Source organism: Bathymodiolus platifrons methanotrophic gill symbiont (genome assembly GCF_002189065.1).
Taxonomy (GTDB): Bacteria; Pseudomonadota; Gammaproteobacteria; order Methylococcales; family Methylomonadaceae; genus Methyloprofundus.
In genome coordinates this window covers 23,166-42,701 of sequence record NZ_BDMN01000159.1, presented here as the reverse complement: position 1 = coordinate 42,701, position 19,536 = coordinate 23,166, and the positions used below count along the sequence as shown (strand labels likewise).

24 protein-coding genes and 2 pseudogenes are annotated in these 19,536 nt (G+C 39.5%); 9 read left to right on the top strand and 17 right to left on the bottom strand.

The window, feature by feature from the left end:
- Nucleotides 1-102: 102 nt before the first annotated feature.
- The gene (locus CDZ78_RS10010) at nt 103-447 is read right to left on the bottom strand and encodes a hypothetical protein (RefSeq protein ID WP_087869893.1); all 345 of its coding nucleotides are present in this window, start codon (nt 445-447) and stop codon (nt 103-105) included.
- A 356-nt stretch (nt 448-803) separates the two neighbouring features.
- Between CDZ78_RS10010 and CDZ78_RS23095 the strand changes: the two genes are divergently transcribed.
- Nucleotides 804-1,298 (top strand): hypothetical protein, encoded by a 495-nt coding sequence (locus CDZ78_RS23095; RefSeq protein WP_244559216.1) that lies wholly within the window; start codon nt 804-806, stop codon nt 1,296-1,298.
- The gene (locus CDZ78_RS10000) at nt 1,196-1,729 is read left to right on the top strand and encodes a transposase (protein ID WP_307190482.1); all 534 of its coding nucleotides are present in this window, start codon (nt 1,196-1,198) and stop codon (nt 1,727-1,729) included. The genes CDZ78_RS23095 and CDZ78_RS10000 overlap by 103 nt, the downstream gene beginning before the upstream one ends.
- Before the next feature lie 197 nt (nt 1,730-1,926).
- On the opposite strand, the gene CDZ78_RS09995 is transcribed toward CDZ78_RS10000, so the two are convergent.
- From CDZ78_RS09995 to CDZ78_RS09980, 4 genes are all read right to left on the bottom strand, one after another.
- Nucleotides 1,927-2,343, bottom strand: a complete 417-nt coding sequence (locus CDZ78_RS09995) for a FliH/SctL family protein (protein ID WP_087869891.1) — start codon at nt 2,341-2,343, stop codon at nt 1,927-1,929.
- Between the two features lie 89 nt (nt 2,344-2,432).
- Nucleotides 2,433-3,449, bottom strand: a complete 1,017-nt coding sequence (locus CDZ78_RS09990; protein WP_087869890.1) for a hypothetical protein — start codon at nt 3,447-3,449, stop codon at nt 2,433-2,435.
- A 95-nt stretch (nt 3,450-3,544) separates the two neighbouring features.
- A complete protein-coding gene (locus tag CDZ78_RS09985; RefSeq protein WP_140413981.1) occupies nt 3,545-3,904 on the bottom strand; it encodes a hypothetical protein in 360 nt (119 codons plus the stop codon).
- A gap of 40 nt (nt 3,905-3,944) precedes the next feature.
- Nucleotides 3,945-4,703 (bottom strand): transposase, encoded by a 759-nt coding sequence (locus CDZ78_RS09980; RefSeq protein WP_087869888.1) that lies wholly within the window; start codon nt 4,701-4,703, stop codon nt 3,945-3,947.
- A 363-nt stretch (nt 4,704-5,066) separates the two neighbouring features.
- On the opposite strand from CDZ78_RS09980, the pseudogene CDZ78_RS24515 reads away from it, so the two are divergent.
- Nucleotides 5,067-5,156, top strand: a pseudogene (locus CDZ78_RS24515) (IS982 family transposase); the annotation flags it as partial.
- A 95-nt stretch (nt 5,157-5,251) separates the two neighbouring features.
- On the opposite strand, the gene trfA reads toward CDZ78_RS24515, so the two are convergent.
- Complete coding sequence (gene trfA, locus CDZ78_RS09975) at nt 5,252-6,184, bottom strand: plasmid replication initiator TrfA (protein WP_087869887.1); 933 nt, start codon at nt 6,182-6,184, stop codon at nt 5,252-5,254.
- Between the two features lie 414 nt (nt 6,185-6,598).
- On the opposite strand from trfA, the gene CDZ78_RS09970 reads away from it, so the two are divergent.
- From CDZ78_RS09970 to CDZ78_RS09950, 5 genes and pseudogenes are all read left to right on the top strand, one after another.
- Nucleotides 6,599-7,282, top strand: coding sequence for an IS6 family transposase (locus tag CDZ78_RS09970; RefSeq protein ID WP_087869886.1), 684 nt, complete (start codon nt 6,599-6,601; stop codon nt 7,280-7,282).
- A 96-nt stretch (nt 7,283-7,378) separates the two neighbouring features.
- The gene (locus CDZ78_RS09965; RefSeq protein WP_087869885.1) at nt 7,379-8,095 is read left to right on the top strand and encodes an Lcl C-terminal domain-containing protein; all 717 of its coding nucleotides are present in this window, start codon (nt 7,379-7,381) and stop codon (nt 8,093-8,095) included.
- 128 nt (nt 8,096-8,223) lie between these two features.
- On the top strand, nt 8,224-8,865 hold the full coding sequence (locus CDZ78_RS09960; RefSeq protein ID WP_167374244.1) for a hypothetical protein: 642 nt from the start codon (nt 8,224-8,226) through the stop codon (nt 8,863-8,865).
- A gap of 217 nt (nt 8,866-9,082) precedes the next feature.
- The gene (locus CDZ78_RS09955; RefSeq protein WP_087869883.1) at nt 9,083-10,261 is read left to right on the top strand and encodes a replication initiation protein; all 1,179 of its coding nucleotides are present in this window, start codon (nt 9,083-9,085) and stop codon (nt 10,259-10,261) included.
- A pseudogene (locus CDZ78_RS09950) lies at nt 10,248-10,706 on the top strand (IS6 family transposase); the annotation flags it as partial. The gene CDZ78_RS09955 and the pseudogene CDZ78_RS09950, both read left to right, overlap by 14 nt.
- 105 nt (nt 10,707-10,811) lie before the next feature.
- Here the strand turns inward: CDZ78_RS09950 and CDZ78_RS09945 are convergent.
- From CDZ78_RS09945 to tnpA, 9 genes are all read right to left on the bottom strand, one after another.
- Nucleotides 10,812-11,021, bottom strand: coding sequence for a hypothetical protein (locus CDZ78_RS09945; protein WP_087869881.1), 210 nt, complete (start codon nt 11,019-11,021; stop codon nt 10,812-10,814).
- Nucleotides 11,022-11,034: 13 nt separating this feature from the next.
- Nucleotides 11,035-11,514, bottom strand: a complete 480-nt coding sequence (locus tag CDZ78_RS23090) for a hypothetical protein (RefSeq protein ID WP_087869880.1) — start codon at nt 11,512-11,514, stop codon at nt 11,035-11,037.
- A gap of 97 nt (nt 11,515-11,611) precedes the next feature.
- Complete coding sequence (locus CDZ78_RS09935) at nt 11,612-12,256, bottom strand: P-loop NTPase family protein (RefSeq protein WP_087869879.1); 645 nt, start codon at nt 12,254-12,256, stop codon at nt 11,612-11,614.
- Between the two features lie 82 nt (nt 12,257-12,338).
- Entirely contained in the window at nt 12,339-13,199 is an 861-nt protein-coding gene (locus tag CDZ78_RS09930; RefSeq protein WP_087869878.1) for a hypothetical protein, read from the bottom strand.
- On the bottom strand, nt 13,196-13,588 hold the full coding sequence (locus CDZ78_RS09925; protein ID WP_244559215.1) for a hypothetical protein: 393 nt from the start codon (nt 13,586-13,588) through the stop codon (nt 13,196-13,198). The genes CDZ78_RS09930 and CDZ78_RS09925 overlap by 4 nt, the downstream gene beginning before the upstream one ends.
- The gene (locus tag CDZ78_RS09920) at nt 13,557-14,267 is read right to left on the bottom strand and encodes a ParA family protein (RefSeq protein ID WP_087869876.1); all 711 of its coding nucleotides are present in this window, start codon (nt 14,265-14,267) and stop codon (nt 13,557-13,559) included. The genes CDZ78_RS09925 and CDZ78_RS09920 overlap by 32 nt, the downstream gene beginning before the upstream one ends.
- A 279-nt stretch (nt 14,268-14,546) precedes the next feature.
- On the bottom strand, nt 14,547-16,088 hold the full coding sequence (tnpC, locus tag CDZ78_RS09915; RefSeq protein ID WP_087869875.1) for an IS66 family transposase: 1,542 nt from the start codon (nt 16,086-16,088) through the stop codon (nt 14,547-14,549).
- An 88-nt stretch (nt 16,089-16,176) separates the two neighbouring features.
- Nucleotides 16,177-16,533: an IS66 family insertion sequence element accessory protein TnpB gene (gene tnpB / locus CDZ78_RS09910; RefSeq protein ID WP_087869874.1), complete on the bottom strand. Its 357-nt coding sequence runs from the start codon at nt 16,531-16,533 to the stop codon at nt 16,177-16,179.
- A complete protein-coding gene (gene tnpA, locus CDZ78_RS09905; protein WP_087869873.1) occupies nt 16,530-16,871 on the bottom strand; it encodes an IS66 family insertion sequence element accessory protein TnpA in 342 nt (113 codons plus the stop codon). The genes tnpB and tnpA overlap by 4 nt, the downstream gene beginning before the upstream one ends.
- Nucleotides 16,872-17,719: 848 nt before the next feature.
- Here tnpA and CDZ78_RS23710 point away from each other — a divergent pair.
- The gene (locus tag CDZ78_RS23710; protein ID WP_280175563.1) at nt 17,720-17,851 is read left to right on the top strand and encodes a hypothetical protein; all 132 of its coding nucleotides are present in this window, start codon (nt 17,720-17,722) and stop codon (nt 17,849-17,851) included.
- Here the strand turns inward: CDZ78_RS23710 and CDZ78_RS09900 are convergent.
- Both CDZ78_RS09900 and CDZ78_RS09895 read right to left on the bottom strand, forming a co-directional pair.
- Nucleotides 17,802-18,872 carry an SGNH/GDSL hydrolase family protein gene (locus CDZ78_RS09900; protein WP_087869872.1) on the bottom strand — a complete coding sequence of 357 codons (1,071 nt, stop codon included), beginning with the start codon at nt 18,870-18,872 and terminating at the stop codon, nt 17,802-17,804. The genes CDZ78_RS23710 and CDZ78_RS09900 overlap by 50 nt on opposite strands.
- A 165-nt stretch (nt 18,873-19,037) precedes the next feature.
- Nucleotides 19,038-19,523 carry an ADP-ribosyltransferase domain-containing protein gene (locus tag CDZ78_RS09895; RefSeq protein ID WP_087869871.1) on the bottom strand — a complete coding sequence of 162 codons (486 nt, stop codon included), beginning with the start codon at nt 19,521-19,523 and terminating at the stop codon, nt 19,038-19,040.
- Nucleotides 19,524-19,536 lie beyond the last annotated feature (13 nt).

The following is a 19,536-nucleotide window of genomic DNA, read 5'->3' as shown; positions in this document are numbered from 1 at the left end:
CGCATAAGTGATGTGCAAGTGTGCTTATATTTGATGCGCTTTGTACCTCAGCGCATCCTACATCTTATTATGCGGAACTATTTCTACCAAACGCCAAAACGTTCAGGCAATAGGAGGTCGTAACTTGGGTAAGGTATTTCTGGAATACCAGAAATCAGCAGGGAGGGGGGAATTGATAGCCTTTTGTACAACAAGACTTTTTGCTACAAAATCACTGCTTGCAAGTGTTTGTCCCATATGTCCGCCATGGTCATAAATACAAACACCACAATGTGGTTTATGATCTTGAGTTGTTGTGTGGTCATCAGAAACGTGCTGAGTTTGTTGCGCAGAAACAGGGTGAGCTTGATCCGCACTGGCTATAGACCAGTCATGGATATCCGTCACCATCCAGGTAGACACCCAGAACGTCAAAAATGCTAAAAAATAAATACTCACTCGTTTCATTTTTTTAATGATAACAAGAATCAGTTAAAGGTCAAAGAAATTAATTAAATGTAATGATTCAGCGTATTTTTTAATTCGGAGTGCAAACACACACTGCCTGAATTCAAAAAGTATAAATACTTGTTTTTATACTCCAGATGCAGAATCAGAAAATCACTTTTTCAAACGAAAATAGTAATTGACAACAAATCTCAATTAACCTAATCTAAAAATAGACATATTAAATAACTAAAGTTTCGGACTTCAAAGAATCAATAAACAATCTAGTAACTTATTGATATAAAAATAAAAAATGCCTCCTAAATGGTATAATATTGCTTGTACTAAAAGTCAATATCTACCAAAGGAGGCCATATATGAATACTACCACCAAAATCTCTGGACTGCCAGCACTAACCGCAGATCTACTTCAGCAAGACGGTTGTCTAGTCGATAATCTATTTGCCGACTTATGGAAGCAAATGGGAATGAAAGCCTTATTGAACAAGGCTGGCTTTAGTAAACGCTCAGGCACACCCATTTATGAGCTGGTTTATGTATTAATGCTTTGGGTTTGGCTAAAAAAAGAGTCGATTGGGATGTTTGCCCGTGAATCCTTGCAGCATTTTACAACGGCTGAAAAAGACGCGCTCTACTCGATAATGAACCGGGAGGATCTAAACTGGCGGAAACTCAATCTTCAAACAGCGCTAAAGACAGTTAATCAAATGCCAGCCTGCCAGCCTGCCAGTCAGCAAAAGCCTTTGTACTGGACGATTCAATCAAAATTCGCCATGGCAAGAAAATGCCAGGGGTTTCCAGTCATTTTGACCATACCCTGGGGTGCTCAGTCATGGGACAGCAGGTTTTGAACCTAGGATATAGCTGTGAGCATGGGTTTGTTCCTCTGGATAGCGAGATATTTATCAGTGATGTTAAAGTTCAGGGTTTGCATGAAAAATTTAAGGATGGTCGTAGCATTGCTGGCAAGCGATATCTTCAGGCATTGCAGCTCACCAAACCGAAAATGGCAAAAGGGATGATGGCAAGAGCCATTCGAGGAGGAATAAATGCAGATTTTCTGCTGGCCGATGCATGGTTTGGCACCAAGCCTATGCTCCGTAGCGCAGAAGAGTTATCCTTGACTGCCATCGTCAGAATGAAGAAGAGCAAACTAAAATACCGGATAACAAGCCATAAAAATGGAAACGAAGTGATTCAGGACTTAGATTTAAAAGCTCTCTACAAACAGGCCAGGCGCGCCATGCTACCTCACGAAATTCCGGGACTCCTGTCGCCATAATTCGTTCACCTACGCAGCGGATGGGAGATGCCCTGAACGCCCTGCGTCCGCAACGACTACGCACAAAAGCCGCTTCGTCATTACTACCTCACTGGCTGGACGGCTATTCGGAATGCAATTCTTGCTCCTCTCGCGTGCTGCTAGCACACGTCGAATCAGCGAATTGCCCTGTCGCCTATTCACCAGCATTGTGTATTTCAGCTACTCAATAATTGGGAAACTTCAGCTTGCTTATAACCATTATCAAAACCAATTAGATAGCCATCATTGAAACCAGAATCATACCCATATTTATTTCCAGATGAATGTCCTTTATTAAATCCAGTGTAATAAGCATCATTGTATCCAGTATCATAAATAGCTTCACGTACGTCATCAGGTATATTCTCAACTGTTACTTCTGGTGAAGAGTTATGTAAAATATCTCCCGTCTCAGCATCTGTAATTGACTCTAATAGCACTGGTATATTGTGATTACTTAAAAACCTTTCAAGATCATCCCACATCTTTTGGAAATCAAGGTTTGTGTAATCCCAACCTTCAGGATGCTCCGCGTCAACAATTATAATAAGATCGCATCCTGTATACCCATTTTTATGATGTGCTTTATCCAAGGCCCAGTTAATAAATATAGAATTCTTATTTTTGCGACAGAACCATAGTATTTGGAAATTATGAAAAAGCTGAAATCAGACCTCCTTAATCATGACATGTTGATAGGTTCTCTAAGGCTACGCCAAACATGCACCCAAGCGAATCCCTCATCATCTAAGTCTTGCATGTATACCTGAATTGTGTAAGTTTTACCCGCCTCAAAGCGTTTTACTTGTAATTCTTCATTACCGACTCCTCTATCACCGTCACTCTCTCCTGCGGCTACCATAGAATAACCATCCGGATGATAAATTTCCATCACGGTATCTTCGTCATCACTGAAAGTTTCGATATTATACCAGCCAGATTCTTTGGGGGTAAATTTAGTTGTGAAGTGAGTTCTGGTTGGTGCTAGCCAAACCTTCTTAGCGTATCCCAGAGTTAGAGGATCCCATAATTTCTCGACCGGATCTTCCGCACGGACATTTAATAGCATACTACCGTGAACCGTCCAATACTCCAGATATACCTGTACAACATATCTCTCACCTGCTTCAAGATACTTATGCTGAAGCTCGTTATTATCTATCCCGTCGTCACCATCACTCTTACCCGCATTTACAATGGACTCCCCGTTATGATAGATCTCCATAACAGTATCCGTGAACCCGTAAGTCTGGAAGAGATGCCAACCAGAGGTTTCGGGGTAAAAGGAAAATGTCATGTGTTCGTCATCGTACAGAGAGAACAACTTGCCTTGTGTCACATAAATCTCTGGGTATATGTCGTTAGCGCGAGCCTCAGCAGCCGCTCTATTCTCTTCTTCTATTCTAGCCTCTTCTGCCAAGCGGGCTTTTTCTGCTTCTTCCCTAGCTTTCCGCTCTTCTTCCTTTTCCGCCGCTTTACGAGCAGCCTCTGCGAGGCGTTTAGTTTTTTCCTCAAGGCGTTTCGCAGCATCTAGGAATAGTTGCGTAGATGCCGAGATTTGGCGACGATCTTCCCCGTCCTCGGGGATTAAATGAGGTAGTTCTACACCTGGATCCTGGCGGAATGTATCCCGCCCAGCGGAGGCTGGGTTGTTGAATAAAATCAGCAACGCTGTTGCTGTCATTAGTTTAGTTTTCATTCTATATCCTTTATTAAAAATTAAACCACGTCCTTAGGACGTGGAGTTGGTCGAAAGGCTCCGCCTGGAGAGACCGCTGATAGTCCCCCGCTGTTTTATAAAAAAAGTGGAAGTAAAAAATCTAAGATATCCTTTGTGTAGTCTTTATGTTTCTTCTCTACAGCAAAGTCAACCCCCGAATGCGAATGATCCGTTTCTTCAACACCGATATTTTTTATAACGACGACTTTACATCTTTCATTATCACCATTTTTGTTTTCTTTCTCATTATTTATATAGTCTTGAGATGATTTCAGAGATTCATGGATGTAGATGGTTGTATTATCGTCGAGGCTCTCGCAGTTATGCGCCCATACATATCCATCCCCAGCCCCGTAAGTAAGAGTCTTAGGGGCTGATGCTTGTATGCTAAATGATAATACGCCTAGAATGACGCCAGTAGTTAGTTTTTTCATGTTTCTATTATAACCTGAGTTCCAATACCTTCGCCAAAAATCATACAACATTTTCATGAATCTTACCAAGTTCTGCGGCCTGAAAAACCGGATTATTTATTAAAAACTCCTCTGCATTTAAGCTGAGGGAATTAATAATCCTACGCGTGTATTTTCGCGCCCTGAAGGTGGCTTTTAAATCCAATATACTTTTCTGACCTAGGCTTTCTATTTGAGGCAGTAGTAGCTTTGAAAAGGTCACCATAAATAAAGAGAAGTTTGCCGCATTAGTCACTTGAGTTTCTTTGATATTCATAAAGTCTTCCAGGCCCCAGTACTGCTTGGCATCACGAAAGTTAAACTCAATTTGAAACCTCAATCGGTAATAATCAATCAGTTTATCGTAAGGCAATTCAAGATCATCGCTAAACAATAAGGCCTTTGCGACTCTTCCTGTTTTAAGATTTCTTTTCACAATGACCACGACATTCAATAAATCGGGAAAGTTTTTATGCCAAACCTGAACCTGATGCAGGCTCGTTTCGACATCTTTTTTTACCGTTCTTCCACGCAAGCTATCTTCAGGCAATGTGTTTATGGTGAGTTGTTCGCCATATTTGCGAGGCTTTCCTTTTCCCGCGTATTCACCTGCAAACGGGAAATAGAGAGTAGAATCGTGACGTAATTTAGACACCAAATGTAATCCGAGCTGCTTGACCATTTGTAACCCCGCGTTATTACCTAGCGCACCATCATAAACAAAATAATCCCAGGCGCGCCATGCTACCCCACAACATTCTGGGACTCCTGTCACCAACATTCATTTGCCTACGCAGCGAATGGGAGATGCCCTGGTCGCCCTGCGTCCGTCTCAACTACGCACAAAACCCTGCTCCGTTAAGACTACCTCAAATGGCTGGACGGCTATTCGGAATGCAAATTCTTGCCTCCCTCGCGCGCTACTAGCGCACTTCGGATCAGTGAATTGCCCTGTCGCCTACCAGGGACTAAAAATCATCACTCCGCTTAGGCTCCGTTTCCCTGATTTTAAGCGAATGAATTTTTCTTAGGAGCTTTTGACCTTTCCCCGGTTCTGTCGCAAAAGTAGGGACTCTTACAAGCGTTGCCTATCGCGGTCTAAAAATCTTCACTTCGCTATGCTCCGTTTCCAGGATTTTCAGCGAATGCAGTCGCCTGCTTGGTTGCTTATTCATACCAAGAAAAAAAGCCTGCTCTCAACCTAAGAAGAGAAGATTTATTGCATTTGCTATAATTCCTTATCCCGAACTCAGGTTAATTATTAACGATGAGTTACGGAATAAAGTTTAATTCCCTATCCTTTTTTTAGGCTATGTCACCGTTAAGTATCTACTTTAATGCATCCTTCAGCCCCTTAATCCTATTTGCCGCCTGATCATAGCTTTCTCCTGGTTTAGCCTGCTTCTCAATCTCTTTCTTAGTCACATGTTTAGGTAACTGACCTGAAGCATTATTTTCTTTCGGTGGTTCTTTCCTAGTAAACATCACCATATCATTTTCAATTGATATGTTGTATTCAGGTAGATGGTTGGTTTCGGCTATTTTATTTATGTTAAAGCGTAATGTCTTTGTCGGTGAAGTAATACCAATTTTGGCTTTTAAATTTTCTAATTTTATTTTCCATGTAACCTGGTTACCGCAATGCTTACGAGCTAATTCATATAAGCGCCTTTCAGTTGGTTTTCTAAGCCTGAAGTAATCTTTATCAATGCTTAATACAGAATCACCGAGTATTGAATTAAAAAACCAGTCAGACAGTGTCACTTCAATAGCAACAGCTTTACCTTTGGTACCCTCTTTAACAATCTTCCAGCGATCAATTAACCCAAACTCTTCAATAACCTCAACGCCATTTGTTTTTATGTTAGTTTGAATAACAGTCCCTTTTAAACGCTCTAAGCCCTCCTGTAATTGCTTATACTGAAAGCCGCCAGTGCCTTTATTTGTGGCAATAAGGTAATCATACGAAGTAAATCTAACGGTTTTAGATATTTTCTCCCTATTATTCTTAGCATTCATTAATGAGCTGGCAAGGTACAACAGAACATCTTTATCCAAAATAGTTGCCAAGCCTGTATAACTAGGCTTTATTTTTATTGAATTACCATTGCTTTCATACACTAAAACTCTATGGTCGGGTTTCTTTGATAAGCTAAAAACGGGATGTTCCATAGATGCCATATCATCCTTAAAGGAATCAAAAACATCGCAAATAAAAAAATCGTTTTGTTTATATCTATCAGGTAATAATAAATCATCCATTCTATCGGTGTATCAAAAACCAAAGGGAGAGTACATCATACTAATATTATCGGTGTATTGAAAACCTATTTTATATTTTAAGTCTTATTAGGCGTTTTTTTCTATATCGTAGAAGTCTAACCAAATGTCGTAGAAGTCTAACCAAATGTCGTAGAAGTCTAACCAAATGTCGTAGAAGTCTAACCAAATGTCGTAGAAGTCTAACCAAAAAAAATCAACAGCCCTTTAATACCAGTATATACAGAGCTTTTTTTTGCCCTGTAACTTATATTAACTATCTTTTAACTTATCTAACTTAAGTTTTCATTTATTTTTTTAAAAAGAAAGGCTTGTTTAAAAGGTTCTGTCGCATAAATCCCCTTTCCCGACGTTATCTGCTATCATAATTCTCAATTTCAATAAAAGGTAGATCATATACTCAGCTTCAAAGGCACTCACTTCCCAAAAGATGTCATTCTTTATGCTGTTTTCTTTTATGTCAGGTATGGCATTTCGTATCGCGACCTTGAAGAAATTATGGAAGAAAGAGGTGTTGAAGTGGATCATGCTACGCTCAATCGTTGGGTTATCCGTTATTCTCCTGCCATTGCTGTGAAAGCTAAATCTCAGAAACGAGAAACCAATAAATCGTGGCGCATGGATGAAATGTATATCAAAGTGAAGGGGCAGTGGACCTATTTATACCGAGCTGTTGATAGTCACGGTGATACGCTTGATTTCATGCTTTCTGAGCGCCGTGATGAAGAGGCTGCAACCGTATTTTTCAAACAAACGATTAACAATAATGGCTTTCCTGATAAGGTCGTTATGGATAAAAGTGGCGCTAACTATGCAGGATTAGCCAATATTAACCTCTTGTTAATCCTAGCAGGGTTTACCACCATGATCGACATATTACAGGTTAAATATTTGAATAACATCATCGAACAGGATCATCGCTTTATCAAAAAAATAACAAAGCCAATGATGGGCTTTAAAGCGTTTCACTCCGCTCAAGCAACCATTGATGGAATTGAAACAGCACATATGATCCGAAAGGGACAATTGGCTGAGGAGAATATTCCTGCTTATAAGCAGTTTATCGCTTTAGCAGGATAGTTATGCCTGAAGACCAGGAGGTCTGCGCTTTTGATAATTATTGCGACAGAACCCCCGCTTTATACATTACTAATTAGGAATTTTTAGGAGAATAAAATGGACATTAGAATTATAGCAAGCTTAGCCTTAATGGGCTGGGCAACCACAACCCTCTCGTATGAGATGGACTCCGAATTTTTAGACATAGGGGGAGATTCAGATCCGGAGGGCTTTGTAACGTACCAAGAGACTTGTGAGGCGCAAAGAGCGCGAGACCCGTCAATGTCGGATGAAGAGTACACGGATGCCATGTTTGCGATACAGGATACCGATTGCGCGATCATCTTTAAACCTGGCGATATTGGCTATGGCGGGGGTAAAGTATTTCATGTCACCGACGAAGGTCGGCATGGGATGGAGATCGCCCCTGACCATCACACAACTGTAGAGTATGGGTGTTGGGAGGTGGATCTTGAAGGTGCAAGAGATAGATCCTTTGGTGCAGGTAAATTCAATACAGACGTCGCACTAGAAAATGATTGTGTTAGTTATTATGGTGGAACTATAATCTTCGATGTATTACTGGACTACAATGCGGGGGGGGTTAATGACTGGTATATTCCATCTATGGGAGAGTTATACGAAATCCACGAGGTGTTAGGCCCCTATACCGTAACGGAGAAAAGAACCGCGCATCCATCTTATCCGCAGTTCTTTTGGTCATCCTCACAAAAGGATAAAAATTGGATGTGGACGTTGAACTTAACGGACGGGATAGAGACTGCGGCAAATAATCCTGTAAAACTTAGCGTATTATTCATTAGGAATTTTTGATCATGCCTTCCGCCTACTATCAGCCCTGGAGGGCTGATAGTATCACTCACTGATGAATTATTTTGGATGGCAATGGGATAGAAAAAATTGAAGATCGATTAATTGGAGAATAGATGAACAAATTAAATATGATTATCCTTGCAGCATCAATTTTGAATGTTGCACATGCAGAAGGATATTCCACCTATGAAGAGCCTACCCAAGAGCTTGAGGTGGATTTCCTAGATTGTGATGGGGACTATACACTTGAACAACGTAAAACTCTACAGGAGACAGACTGTGCAATCCAATATGAAATAGGCGACACAGGCCCTGCAGGCGGGACGGTTTTCTATCTTGTGAGCGGAAGCAATGGCACTCATGGGATGGAGTCCTCTCCTGTAGAAACAGGGATGTTTTCTTGGGGGTGTTTAGATACTGATATCAAAGGCACAGGAAACAAGGGAATAGGCGAGGGAAAAGGGAACTTCAATGTTCTTATTGCAAAAGGTTGTAGCCCTATCGCCAAGGCAGTACAAGAGCATTGCGTCAACGGTTTTAATGATTGGTATCTAGGTTCGAGGGATGAAATTGAGTTAATGCTAAATACTACCTCTCTCCCCACCCCTGATGCGGGTCATGATTATTATTGGACATCCTCGCAATATGACGGGTTTTATCCCTTGTGGGTAGAAGAGAACGCACACGTGATCCATCTTGAGTATACAGAGATGTCTCTCCACATCTGGAAAGGACATGCATACAATACCCTGCCTATAAGAAACTTCTAATTAATGTCTTTTATAGCAATACCTTCGCCAAAATGAAAATACACTCATTTTGGCGAATTTTTTGAAAGTAGAAACAATGAGCCGAAAGGGTTTAGCCCTTGGTTTTAGTGACCTAAAAAGGCTCTGAAAGTAGAAACAATGAGCCGAAAGGGTTTAGCCCTTGGTTTTAGTGACTTAAAAAGGCTCTGAAAGTAGAAACAATGAGGAAAAGCAATATATGAAGGATGATATTGAAGAAAGAGAACTTAGAGTTTTAAATAGAAACTTTAGTATGGCTGAGTACAGTGAAAGTTGGACTAAGTTAGAGAGGTATCTTTTTATAGAAATATATAATGTAATTAAAGATTTTTATTTGTCTAAATCATCTGAGAATATAAAAACTTTTTCATCCGAAAATATTTTATTGACGCTGTCTATTAATGATCTTGACAACTCTCTTTTTAAAAAGAAAAACAAACAAAGAGATTTGCTAACAGCCGCAGAAGGTCTTTCAGAAAAACGTATTAGTTTAGTAACAATTGATGACGATGGGCAATATGGGTTTGATTTTATATCTATTTTCCCACGAATTACATACAACCCTAGCAAAGACAAACAGAATATGTATGTAAAAATTCCGAATGAAATTTATGAACAAATGGTTCCTATCAAGTCGTATTGTCAACTTGACTTAAAATTGCTTTCAGAATTTGGCTCTGGCAATACAATAAGGCTTTATGAGATTTTTAAATCATACGCTTTTAAAAAAACATTCGATATGGGGTTTAACGAACTAAGAAAACAGTTAGGTTTTTTTTATGAAGGTAACTATCAGGAATGGAAACATTTCAACGCTAAAGTTCTTAAGCCCGCAGTTAAAGAGATAAACAGCCATAAACAATATGATATTGAAGTGTTTTATGAAAAGAGGCGAGGACTCGATAAAATATCATTTACGATTAAAACACATAGAGCACAAGATTTAAGTAAAATTCAAGTATTAAACTTAAATGAATCAATAGATGAAATTCTAAGAAAACCTAATTTAATTCAGCAAAAATATATAGAAACTGTTTTGTTTTTTTGTAAAAAATATTCTTCGATTAGTAACGAAAAAGAACTTATAGAGTGGATTATCTCCGACCTTATTAACCAACAAGCAAAATTAGAAGCTAAGTTTAATTTTAAGCATTCAATGAATGCAATTAGCAAACAAGTTAGAATCGGTAGTTACACTCAACCTTATTCCCACAAATATTTAGTTATTGATAGTATTACGTTTGATCCTATTATTTATGAAGAGATAAAAAAGTTGGATAGGGAAGGGTTACATGACGTTATTAAAGATCAATATAGTTCAGAACAGATAAGAGCCAATCATTTTGGTTTTATCTTAAACTCAAAAAACCTATATTAAAGTCAAAGGGGAGTGGAAATATTTTTATCGAGCAGTTGATAAAGAAGGCAACACCATTGACTTTTTACTCACTGCAAAGCGTGATATGAAAGCAGCCAAGCGCTTTTTTAAGAAATCCATTAAGAGAAATGGCCGTCCTGAATTAGTCAATATAGATAAAAGTGGTTCAAATAAAGCAGCTCTTAAGAGCATCAACAAGGAAGACTCGGAAGCCCCTAAAGTGGATCCTATTGTCATCAGGCAATGTAAATATTTAAACAATATTATCGAACAGGATCATAGGAATATTAAACGAATCACTCGACCTATGCTGGGCTTTAAAAACTTCTATAGTGCTCAAAAAACATTAGCAGGTATTGAGCTAATGAAAATGATCAAAAAAGGGCAAATGATCGGAGGAGATGGCTTGTCTCCTGCAGGACAGTTTTATTCATTAGCCGCATAAAGACCGGTTATGGCAGGTTTTTATGCGCACAATAAACTTTTGCGACAGAACCCTATTTGGAGATGAACCGTATTACGTCACTAAAATGAAGTTTGCTAAGAAAAATCAAGACGGTAAAAGTATTAATGATAAAACCAACAAAACGATACCGACAAAGAAAGCAAAAGCAAGAACACCACCGCCAATTAAATAACCACTTAAACTAAAAAAAAGAACAAAAAGAGCAGTAAAAAAACGCGAGATATTTGAGTGAGGTTTTTTAAAATAAAAAACTGACGAAAGAACAAGTGCCAGTAATGCTAATAGATTTATCATTTTTTAAACTCCGTTAATTGGTTTCAAATTCTAAATTTTCTAACTGCTCAACTCGGCTTATTTCATCTTCCAATGAAATTGCAGTGATTTGAGCACCTTTGAAAATCTCATTGTCTTTAAATGCTATTGATACTTCTTTTCTTAATTCAGAATTATAAGGCTGCTCATAGGGGTCTGCATGGCCTGTTGGTGTGCGTAATTTCTCAACTTGTGCAGGGGTAAAAAAATACTTGGGTATGCTCTCCCAAAGCTCAACCGTATTTGAAACGCTTTCAAGGTCATTTGTTATGAACTGACTAAACAAATCCATTTGAACGCTTTTAATAACCTTGCTTGGCGGCTTTTTTATTACCTTTTTAACCATTTTCTTTTTCCCCTTGTCAAACTTTTTCCCTTTATCAAAATATCGCGGGTCGCTACTATCATAATAAGGCATAAGTACAGCGTCTTTTATATCAAGCTGCTTAACACATGCCTTTGATAATTCAATCATGCTATGACCTCCTTTTGAATGGTTCGTTTACGGTTCTTTGGTTCGACCTGAAACAAATTAAAGTAAGATAGTATGAAAGTATGATCATACCTTCATACTATGCCGCTTCTGTTTCTTTTCCTTCGCTTTTCTCAATTTTCTCAAGGGCTGCTTTAACGGTAAAATATAATGTTCTTGATAGGTTATTAACATTACTAGGCGGCGTTTTAAAAGGCTCTATATCACTTTCTCGTAATCGTTTAACGGCTGCCACTTTCTTAATTTTTCCGATAATCTTCCCCTCTGGAAGCTTAGAAAAATATTCCCTAAAGTCGCGTAAATGTTCATTTTCATTACTTGATACCATATTCATAATGAACCTTACATTTTTAGCCCCGTACTCTTCTAGTTGTTGCATATGTTTTATTGCCATGTCCACGCCTTCGGGGTCTGGGATAACAGGCATTAAAACAAGATCAACGCTTTCCGCTATCCATTTATCAAACTTGGGGCGATTACCACCGCTATCAACAATGCAAAAACCATCACTATTAATGGCTGCACCCATTAGAGTCGATAGGGTTTCTGGTTGTCTTGCATCATAATACATATAAGGCCGCCCATTAACCTCTATAGGCTCTCTGTCGTCTGTGTGCATTAAATAAGCAGGGGTATTCTTCCATGCTGCGCCTAACGCTAAAAGATGGGCTATAGAAGTTTTCCCTACTCCGCCCTTAGTTCCAACTATTACTATACCTTTCATACTTTCGCGCTCCTGTCTCTTTGAATGATATATCTTAGGGCTTCGCTTGCGCTAACAACTTTCCCAACCTCTTGCGCCATTATCACGGCTTGAGCATTGATATAGTCAATATCCCTTTGCTGTAGAGAATCATATCCGAATATAAAAAATGATAAGTATTCATATAATTAGCATTTACAAAACGATTTATCAGCCGTTTATAAATCCATCGTGTAAGCTGTTCCTCACAGCCCAAAAAACGCGCATAATTAAACTGTCTTGCTTGTAAGGTATTAACTGCATGGGAAATAAAAATAGGAAATCTAGCAACGTGTAACGCCTCTGTATCGGCTAAATATTCCGCCCTATCCACACTGCAATAATCTTGTAAAATAGAACCTATATAAATTTCTTTTCCATCCTCATAGACTGTTAAAACGCATTTGCTCATTACTTCAAGGCTATGCTTAATCTGTGAATATTTCCGCTCACAGCCTTTATTTTTCAATTCTCGGCGAATCATCGAGTAACTGAATTTCACCCAGCTTTCAACCTTTCTAGGGTCATGCACTCCTAGATTTTGCTCAGTGAATATTTTTTTTAAAACTTCCTCTATAATTTCCTCGGCTTTAGTTGGGAAAAATGCCTTTCCTTTTCCATCAGACTGCTTAATTAAAGCGGGTTGAATATCAATTGAATAAGGTAAAATATTACCGTGCTTATCTTTTACTTTATATTCATAACTATAGAGCTGTGCTAGTCCTTCCGCCGTTCTAAGCTTATTTTGCTCCTGCGCTGACAGAAAATATTTAGGGATACGTTCCCAATATTCAACCGTGTTGGAAACCTCGCTTTCATCCTTAGCTAAAAATTGAGAAAACAAATCATATTGAAGACTTTTAATGGCCTTACTTGGGGGTTTTTTAACCGCCTTTTTAACTGATTTTTTCTTAATTACGGTCATTTGATAAGCCCCCTAAATTCTTTTTCTAAGTCCTTCATTTTCTCTTTTTCAAGTAAGGCAACTAAAGCCCTTTCAAAAGTTTCTTGATCGAAAATTTCCAGCCTTGCGCCTATCTCTTGAAATAATTCCTTAACCCCTGCCCGCGTTTTTAAATTGCTTTGTACCGTATAAGGTGACTTAGGCCGTACCCTTTTTGATCTGGGCTGTCTACTGGGAAATCCTGCTTTTTCGGATGCGGTTTTAATTTCTGCCTCACTTGCATTGCTTCGTGAATGTCCTTTAGAGCTGCTTATAACTTCCTCAAGGTCTAAAGTATCCTCTGGGTCTATTTCCTCTATCCCTAGCCCTGTTCTTTCTTTACCCATGTTTAGCACTCCTTTTTTCTTCATCCTGATTGTAGCCCTTAATTTTATTGATTACCTCATGAGCATAAGCAAAGGCATTTTGCGCGGCTTTTTCAATTCCTGACACTTGCTTTTTATCTAAATCATTCACAATACCACCAAAAGAAATAATAGCGCGGAACGCCTCGCGCTCAATCAGGCTACATTTAAAAATATCAAATCCCGCTTGATCGAATTTGCTTAATATATCCTTTAATCCTCGCGGCTGTATGGCTGGGTTTGTTCTGGTCATTAAGATAGAAAAAGGAATATTACGCCGCGCAATTTTACTTTGTGATCTAATCAACTTAATAGTTTTAACCACTTCTTTAGCGTCATAATGCGAACCCTGACACGGTAAAACAACCAAATCAGCGCAATGTATGGCATGGGTAACGCTTATATTAGCCGTCCCCTCAAGATCAACAACCACAAAGCCGCTTTGCTCTTGTGCTTGTTCTATATCATCTAACAAAGTATCTTCATCAGAGCTTTTTAAAACAATATTAGCGGGGCATCCATCTTTTAAAGCCCATTCCGCGCTATGCTGATTCGGGTCTGCGTCTATTAATGTCACTTTAATATTTTTACTTGCCCCAAGTCTGGCAAGCTCCCCAGTTAAAACAACGGCGGCGGTTGTCTTCCCTGCCCCTCCTTTCGAGGATGCAAAAACAATTGTAGTCATTTTTTAAACTCCTAAATAATAAAAGATATATAGATAGCTAGAACGCTATCAAATAAAGATAGATAGCTATTAAACTATCTTATTAAGAGAGTAGCAGGATAGCTATCTAAAGTAAGCGGATAGCTTAATTGTTAGTAGTATATTTATATAGCTAGCTGTATATCTTTTATTGTTTTAAGTAGTAGTTATGGTTCTGTCGCATAAATCCCCCTTCCCGACGTTATCTGCTATCATAATTCTGTAAGCGTCAATTCTCTCCACCTAGACAAGCTACCCCAATTACTTTAGAGGCTTAATTTTTTCAATCAAGTTCCAGGGCAAAAACTGATCCAGTGCTTCTGGTTTATAATGCCTACCCAGCTTGGGTAGTTCAGTTAATAGGTATTTCAGGTAATCAAAAGGTTCCAGGTTGTTAGCAACGGCTGTTTGCACAAGACTGTAAAGTAGTGCGCTGGCATTTGCACCGCGTGGTGTCTGGTTAAACATCCAGTTTTTACGTCCAATCACAAACGGTTTGATATGCCGTTCAGCTGCATTATTATCAATTTGTATATTACCGTCATCAATATAGCGGATCAAGCTACCCCACTGGTTAATAGTGTAACGAATGGCTTTACCTATTGCGCTGTCCTTTGCTGTCTTGGTAAGGTTGTTATCGCACCACTGCTTTAACTCTTCCAGTAAAGGTTTGCTTTTTTCCTGACGCTGTAAATAACGTTGCTCTATCGTCAGGTCTTTGATCTGTTTTTCAAGTGCATACAGTCGGGCAAACTTACGTAATGCGGTTTGAGCCAGCCCCATTTTATTCTTGCGACTCTCTTTAGGGAGGGCTTTTAGCGCTTCATCGAATTTACGCCGCGCATGTGCCATACACCCCACGAGGATACAATCATCTGATGCCAGTGCATGATAGCCTGCATAGCCATCTACCTGCAAGTGACCTGAAAAGGCCCGCAAGAAGCTTTCAGCATGCGCTCCTGCCCGCGTTGACTGATAATCATACAAAACGATCGGGTGCTCGGATTCATGCCCACCACTCTGATAGAGCCACATATAGGATTTCGATTTCGTCTCTCGACCATCCCGAATCACATTTAAGGTTGTTTCATCGGCCTGGAGGATCTTCTGTAGAATCAGCAGAGCATGCAGTCGATCATAAAAGGGCTGGAGCAATTCAGCGGACTTTAATACCCAGTTAGATAGCGTGGCACGAGAAAGGTCAACACTTAAGCGCTTGAAAATGGTTTCCTGCCGGTAAAGTGGCAGGCTATCCATGAACTTGGCGACAATAATGTAAGCTAATAAACTTGCCGAGGCAAAACTACGAGGAATGGGCTGTGCGGGTTTTGGTGCACTGATAATGCCATTTTCACAGGCGCGGCAGCCATACTTGATCTGTATATGTTCAATGACTTTGATCTGGGCAGGAATGATTTCTAACTGCTCTGACTTGTCTTCGCCAGCCTCATGCAATGCATGACCGCAGGCACAAACACGCTCTGCTTCAGGTAATTCATAACGGATAACTTCGCGCGGGATATCTCTGGATAATGGCTTGCGGCCTGGCTTTTTACGCTGATAGCTTAGGGTTTCTTCAGGGTCGGAATCATCCTGCTTTAAGCTATCAAGAATGGACTCCGCTTCATTAAACAACTCCATTTGACCCGGACATTTCTCACTGGAGGTGCCAAAACGCTTATGTTGCAACAGACGAAACTGCTCCTCATACCATGTCAGTTTTTCCTGTAATTGATCCACTGTCGACTGATAGTCCAGCACCATTTTGTGCAGTACATTCGTCTCGTCTGGAAGTGATTTCATGGTGTTTATTATACCACCAAACAGGGTTAAATAATCATTTAACTGGCTGTTTTATTAGATATTTTCCACGTAAAATAACGGCAACAAATCAATTATTTATTAAGCCAGAAATAGCGGTATGAGCTTGCGCTTGCCGATAGGATAAACCCTCCAGTAACCAGTGTAATTCACGTAAGGTTAATGATAACGGATGTTCGTTTAACTCGGTTGGCCACTGAAACTTCCCCTTATCCAGGCGCCGATAATAAAGCCAGAACCCATTACACTCCCAATAGAGTATTTTCAGTTTATCGCGAGAGCGGTTACAAAAGACAAAAATACTTCCGGCAAAGGGATCATGGCCAAACTGTTCCGAAACAATCAGTGACAGACCATTGATAGATTTACGCATATCAGTAACGCCGGTCGCCAAAAACACTTGATTAACAACAAGCCCGTTTATCATGAGATAGACCTAACCAGTTTCAGTAGCGGCTTTAATGATGCAAGTTCTGTACTGGCACAAATTTCCAGACTGAAGCCATTAGAATGAGTCACTTTGATAACTGATGAATCAGCAGGTACGCCTGATCCGTTCAACATCTCCTCTGCAACCAGTGTTACCGGAACCAATTGCTTGGCTTGTAACACTGGTGGAGCGAGCGAACTGAATTGCTTTTTGTAATAACTGAAGATATGCGGCTTGATATCATGGGCTTTGCAATACCCGACCTGAGTTAAACGACTGGCTTGCCATTGCGGTATATGATTTTGCATAGCCGCTTTATTTTGAGATGGACTCATAAATTCCTCCTGAGTTAATTGGAGGTATTATGCATAAAACTAGGATATAGTCGGTTTTTACACTTTTTGCGACAGAACCTAGCAAAGTCCTTGATTGGCAACACTGTCCCGACCTATTCCAAAACATCATGATTCCAAAATAGGGGCTGAGCTTGAAAGGAGAGAAGAAAACCCGAAAATGCTTAACAAATGAGAAGCTAATTAAGATATAATTAACATTCGTTTGATAGCAAGAGTGTGTCTCTTACTTTCAAGCTGTGGTGAGTGACTGGTATCACTCATACACAACCTTTATTAAAGGCAAGAAACCCAAACACTTAAAAATGCTTGGGTTTTTTTTTGCCTTTAAGCCCTAAACTTTAAAAGTTCGGGGGCTTGTTTCTAAACCTGAAAGAGGAAATATCAGGTTTTATTGTCAACAACCTTAACTCATATCCCTAATACATGGCAAGTTTAACTGTACTTTATAGCTATCAGGCGCGCCTTGCGTCCGCCACATACTGAGCACAAAGCAGCTCAGTCATAGCTACCACAAATGGCTCTACGGCTATTCGGGATAAAATTTTAGCTTCCCTCGCGCGCTATCGCGCACTTCGAATTGGCAAATTCCCCTGCTCCTTCTGGAGACTATCATCCCGGGTTCTGTCGCAAAGAAAATGTTTGTGTAAAAAGTCACCTGTTTTATGCGACAAATGGATAAAACACCATACAGGATAAAAACTTTATCTGCCATCATTAAAAATACGCTAATATAGTGCTAAAGCCAAGTAATATGTGATATACAGGGAAATAATAACTTGAAAAATAGAACCATTTTTAATTGAACATAAAAATCTTCTGTGGCTGAAATGAATCTTATTATCGTAGATAATAGGGTGATTTTGTTTTTATGCGACAGAACCTCTCCTATTCGCTGCGTAGGTGAACGAATTACGGCGACAGGAGTCCCGGAATTTCGTGAGGTAGCATGGCGCGCCTAGCCTGAGTGGCTTGTAATATAAGGCCTACAATAATCTGGTGGGTTACTGTAGTTGGGTGAAGGTCATCCCAAAAAAGATAATTGTTTGGATATGTTCCTGTTTCATTAAATACATCTAGCGCCATACCCCTCACATTAGTAATAGAAACAGGTGGTCCAGGAACAAAAAAAGTTGGTGTGTAGGTTTCACCCGAATTAACTGTGTCAACGATTAGTTTAAGTTTTGTGTATGTATCAACGAGATAGATGCGTCCTTTGAAGTTTCGATCACGACGAAATTTTCGTAACTGTTCCTTGAGCTCTATGTTGTAAAGTAACGAGTAGATATCTGCAGCATCCCTGACCCAGATGTCACTTTGTCCTTTCGGAGTGTCTCCGAGTTTTGGCAGGTTGAATATCAGAAAGTGTCGGGCACCTCTCTGTTCCAAGTCAATCATTGATTGCGTGACCGCATTAACCGCATCGATGGCTGCCAAAGGGCCAAACTTTCTACCTTCCAAAAGATTATTAGCACCTGACCAAATTGCAAAGAGAGTAGAATTATTTGGTTCGTTGTGATTAAGATACTCAGAAACTTCGGTGAGCAAATTAGGAATAAGCTCTGTGACACCTGGTGGCTGTATGGCGCTATCTGAGGCCTCAGAGCCGCCCCATGCCCAAGTATTACCTAAGGGCTGCGGCGATAGTGATGTAGTGCCACCGCGCCCAGGGGTGCGTGTAGGCAATTCCCAGTATTCTGCCAGTTGCTCAACCCACAGGACATTGTCACAAAAATGAGTCTCTTTATAATAGCCATCAATGACGGGGCTTGAGCCTTCTTGAGTCAAACCTGAAACATTACCGATATCGGTTAGGCTGTCTCCGAAAGAGATAATTTCATTAAAAGAGTGTGCCTGTCCCCTTGGAATGACGCCAAAAAATAGTAGGCTCATCATAATGATCAAACCTATGTTATTTAGACTTTTCTTTTCTTTGTTTAATGGAAAATAAAAAAAATCATCCATTGAGCGATCAAAATTCATCATTTTAAATATTTAGTAGGACCCAATACCTTCGCCACTTTTAATTTAAGCCAAAAATGACAATCTTACACCCATATAAATCAATCACTTACAGGCTGTAAAATTCATAAAAATGAGTGTATTCTCATTTTGGCGAAGGTATTGAGTACCCGAATTTAGGTAGTATCAAAAACTTGAACATCGAGTATCAAGATATTGTTCACCAGTATGTATATTTTTAATTCCTCTCGAGCCAAGAATATCGGTCTCCTCTAAATGAACATAAGATTTGCCATTAAATGTTTGAACTTCTTTAACTTTGAAAGTTGTTTGGGGAGTAAATAATACTTCATTTTGCAATGGATTACTAACAAGAGGATAAGCCGACAACTTTGGCTCAATAACGAAAAATGTATCATTGATAGAAGCTCTAAACGTTTTTATAAACTCAGGTGATGAGCTAGTTGGCAAAAAACCTTTATCCATTACAATATCTCCTTCTTCTATTAATCCATCCCGGAATGCATTTGTCTCAGTTGTACGATATACTTTTTTTTGATACGGGGGAAATTTTTCTAGAATTTTTTCTAGTGTAACAGCATTATCGTCAAGTTTATCAGCCCGAAGATTTTTATTATAAGTCTCACGGCCAGAACTCCATCTATCGAGCATATATTTTTCATCA

What these genes read in the sequence shown, in the direction of transcription:
- CDZ78_RS10010 (WP_087869893.1), bottom strand. Translation starts at nt 447, where the DNA reads ATGAAACGAGTGAGTATTTATTTTTTAGCATTTTTGACGTTCTGGGTG.
- CDZ78_RS23095 (WP_244559216.1), top strand. Translation starts at nt 804, where the DNA reads ATGAATACTACCACCAAAATCTCTGGACTGCCAGCACTAACCGCAGAT.
- CDZ78_RS09990 (WP_087869890.1), bottom strand. Translation starts at nt 3,449, where the DNA reads ATGAAAACTAAACTAATGACAGCAACAGCGTTGCTGATTTTATTCAAC.
- CDZ78_RS09985 (WP_140413981.1), bottom strand. Translation starts at nt 3,904, where the DNA reads ATGAAAAAACTAACTACTGGCGTCATTCTAGGCGTATTATCATTTAGC.
- CDZ78_RS09980 (WP_087869888.1), bottom strand. Translation starts at nt 4,703, where the DNA reads ATGTTGGTGACAGGAGTCCCAGAATGTTGTGGGGTAGCATGGCGCGCC.
- trfA (WP_087869887.1), bottom strand. Translation starts at nt 6,184, where the DNA reads ATGGATGATTTATTATTACCTGATAGATATAAACAAAACGATTTTTTT.
- CDZ78_RS09965 (WP_087869885.1), top strand. Translation starts at nt 7,379, where the DNA reads ATGGACATTAGAATTATAGCAAGCTTAGCCTTAATGGGCTGGGCAACC.
- CDZ78_RS09960 (WP_167374244.1), top strand. Translation starts at nt 8,224, where the DNA reads ATGATTATCCTTGCAGCATCAATTTTGAATGTTGCACATGCAGAAGGA.
- CDZ78_RS09955 (WP_087869883.1), top strand. Translation starts at nt 9,083, where the DNA reads ATGAAGGATGATATTGAAGAAAGAGAACTTAGAGTTTTAAATAGAAAC.
- CDZ78_RS09945 (WP_087869881.1), bottom strand. Translation starts at nt 11,021, where the DNA reads ATGATAAATCTATTAGCATTACTGGCACTTGTTCTTTCGTCAGTTTTT.
- CDZ78_RS23090 (WP_087869880.1), bottom strand. Translation starts at nt 11,514, where the DNA reads ATGATTGAATTATCAAAGGCATGTGTTAAGCAGCTTGATATAAAAGAC.
- CDZ78_RS09935 (WP_087869879.1), bottom strand. Translation starts at nt 12,256, where the DNA reads ATGAAAGGTATAGTAATAGTTGGAACTAAGGGCGGAGTAGGGAAAACT.
- CDZ78_RS09930 (WP_087869878.1), bottom strand. Translation starts at nt 13,199, where the DNA reads ATGACCGTAATTAAGAAAAAATCAGTTAAAAAGGCGGTTAAAAAACCC.
- CDZ78_RS09925 (WP_244559215.1), bottom strand. Translation starts at nt 13,588, where the DNA reads ATGAAGAAAAAAGGAGTGCTAAACATGGGTAAAGAAAGAACAGGGCTA.
- CDZ78_RS09920 (WP_087869876.1), bottom strand. Translation starts at nt 14,267, where the DNA reads ATGACTACAATTGTTTTTGCATCCTCGAAAGGAGGGGCAGGGAAGACA.
- tnpC (WP_087869875.1), bottom strand. Translation starts at nt 16,088, where the DNA reads ATGAAATCACTTCCAGACGAGACGAATGTACTGCACAAAATGGTGCTG.
- tnpB (WP_087869874.1), bottom strand. Translation starts at nt 16,533, where the DNA reads ATGATAAACGGGCTTGTTGTTAATCAAGTGTTTTTGGCGACCGGCGTT.
- tnpA (WP_087869873.1), bottom strand. Translation starts at nt 16,871, where the DNA reads ATGAGTCCATCTCAAAATAAAGCGGCTATGCAAAATCATATACCGCAA.
- CDZ78_RS23710 (WP_280175563.1), top strand. Translation starts at nt 17,720, where the DNA reads ATGAATCTTATTATCGTAGATAATAGGGTGATTTTGTTTTTATGCGAC.
- CDZ78_RS09900 (WP_087869872.1), bottom strand. Translation starts at nt 18,872, where the DNA reads ATGAATTTTGATCGCTCAATGGATGATTTTTTTTATTTTCCATTAAAC.
- CDZ78_RS09895 (WP_087869871.1), bottom strand. Translation starts at nt 19,523, where the DNA reads ATGCTCGATAGATGGAGTTCTGGCCGTGAGACTTATAATAAAAATCTT.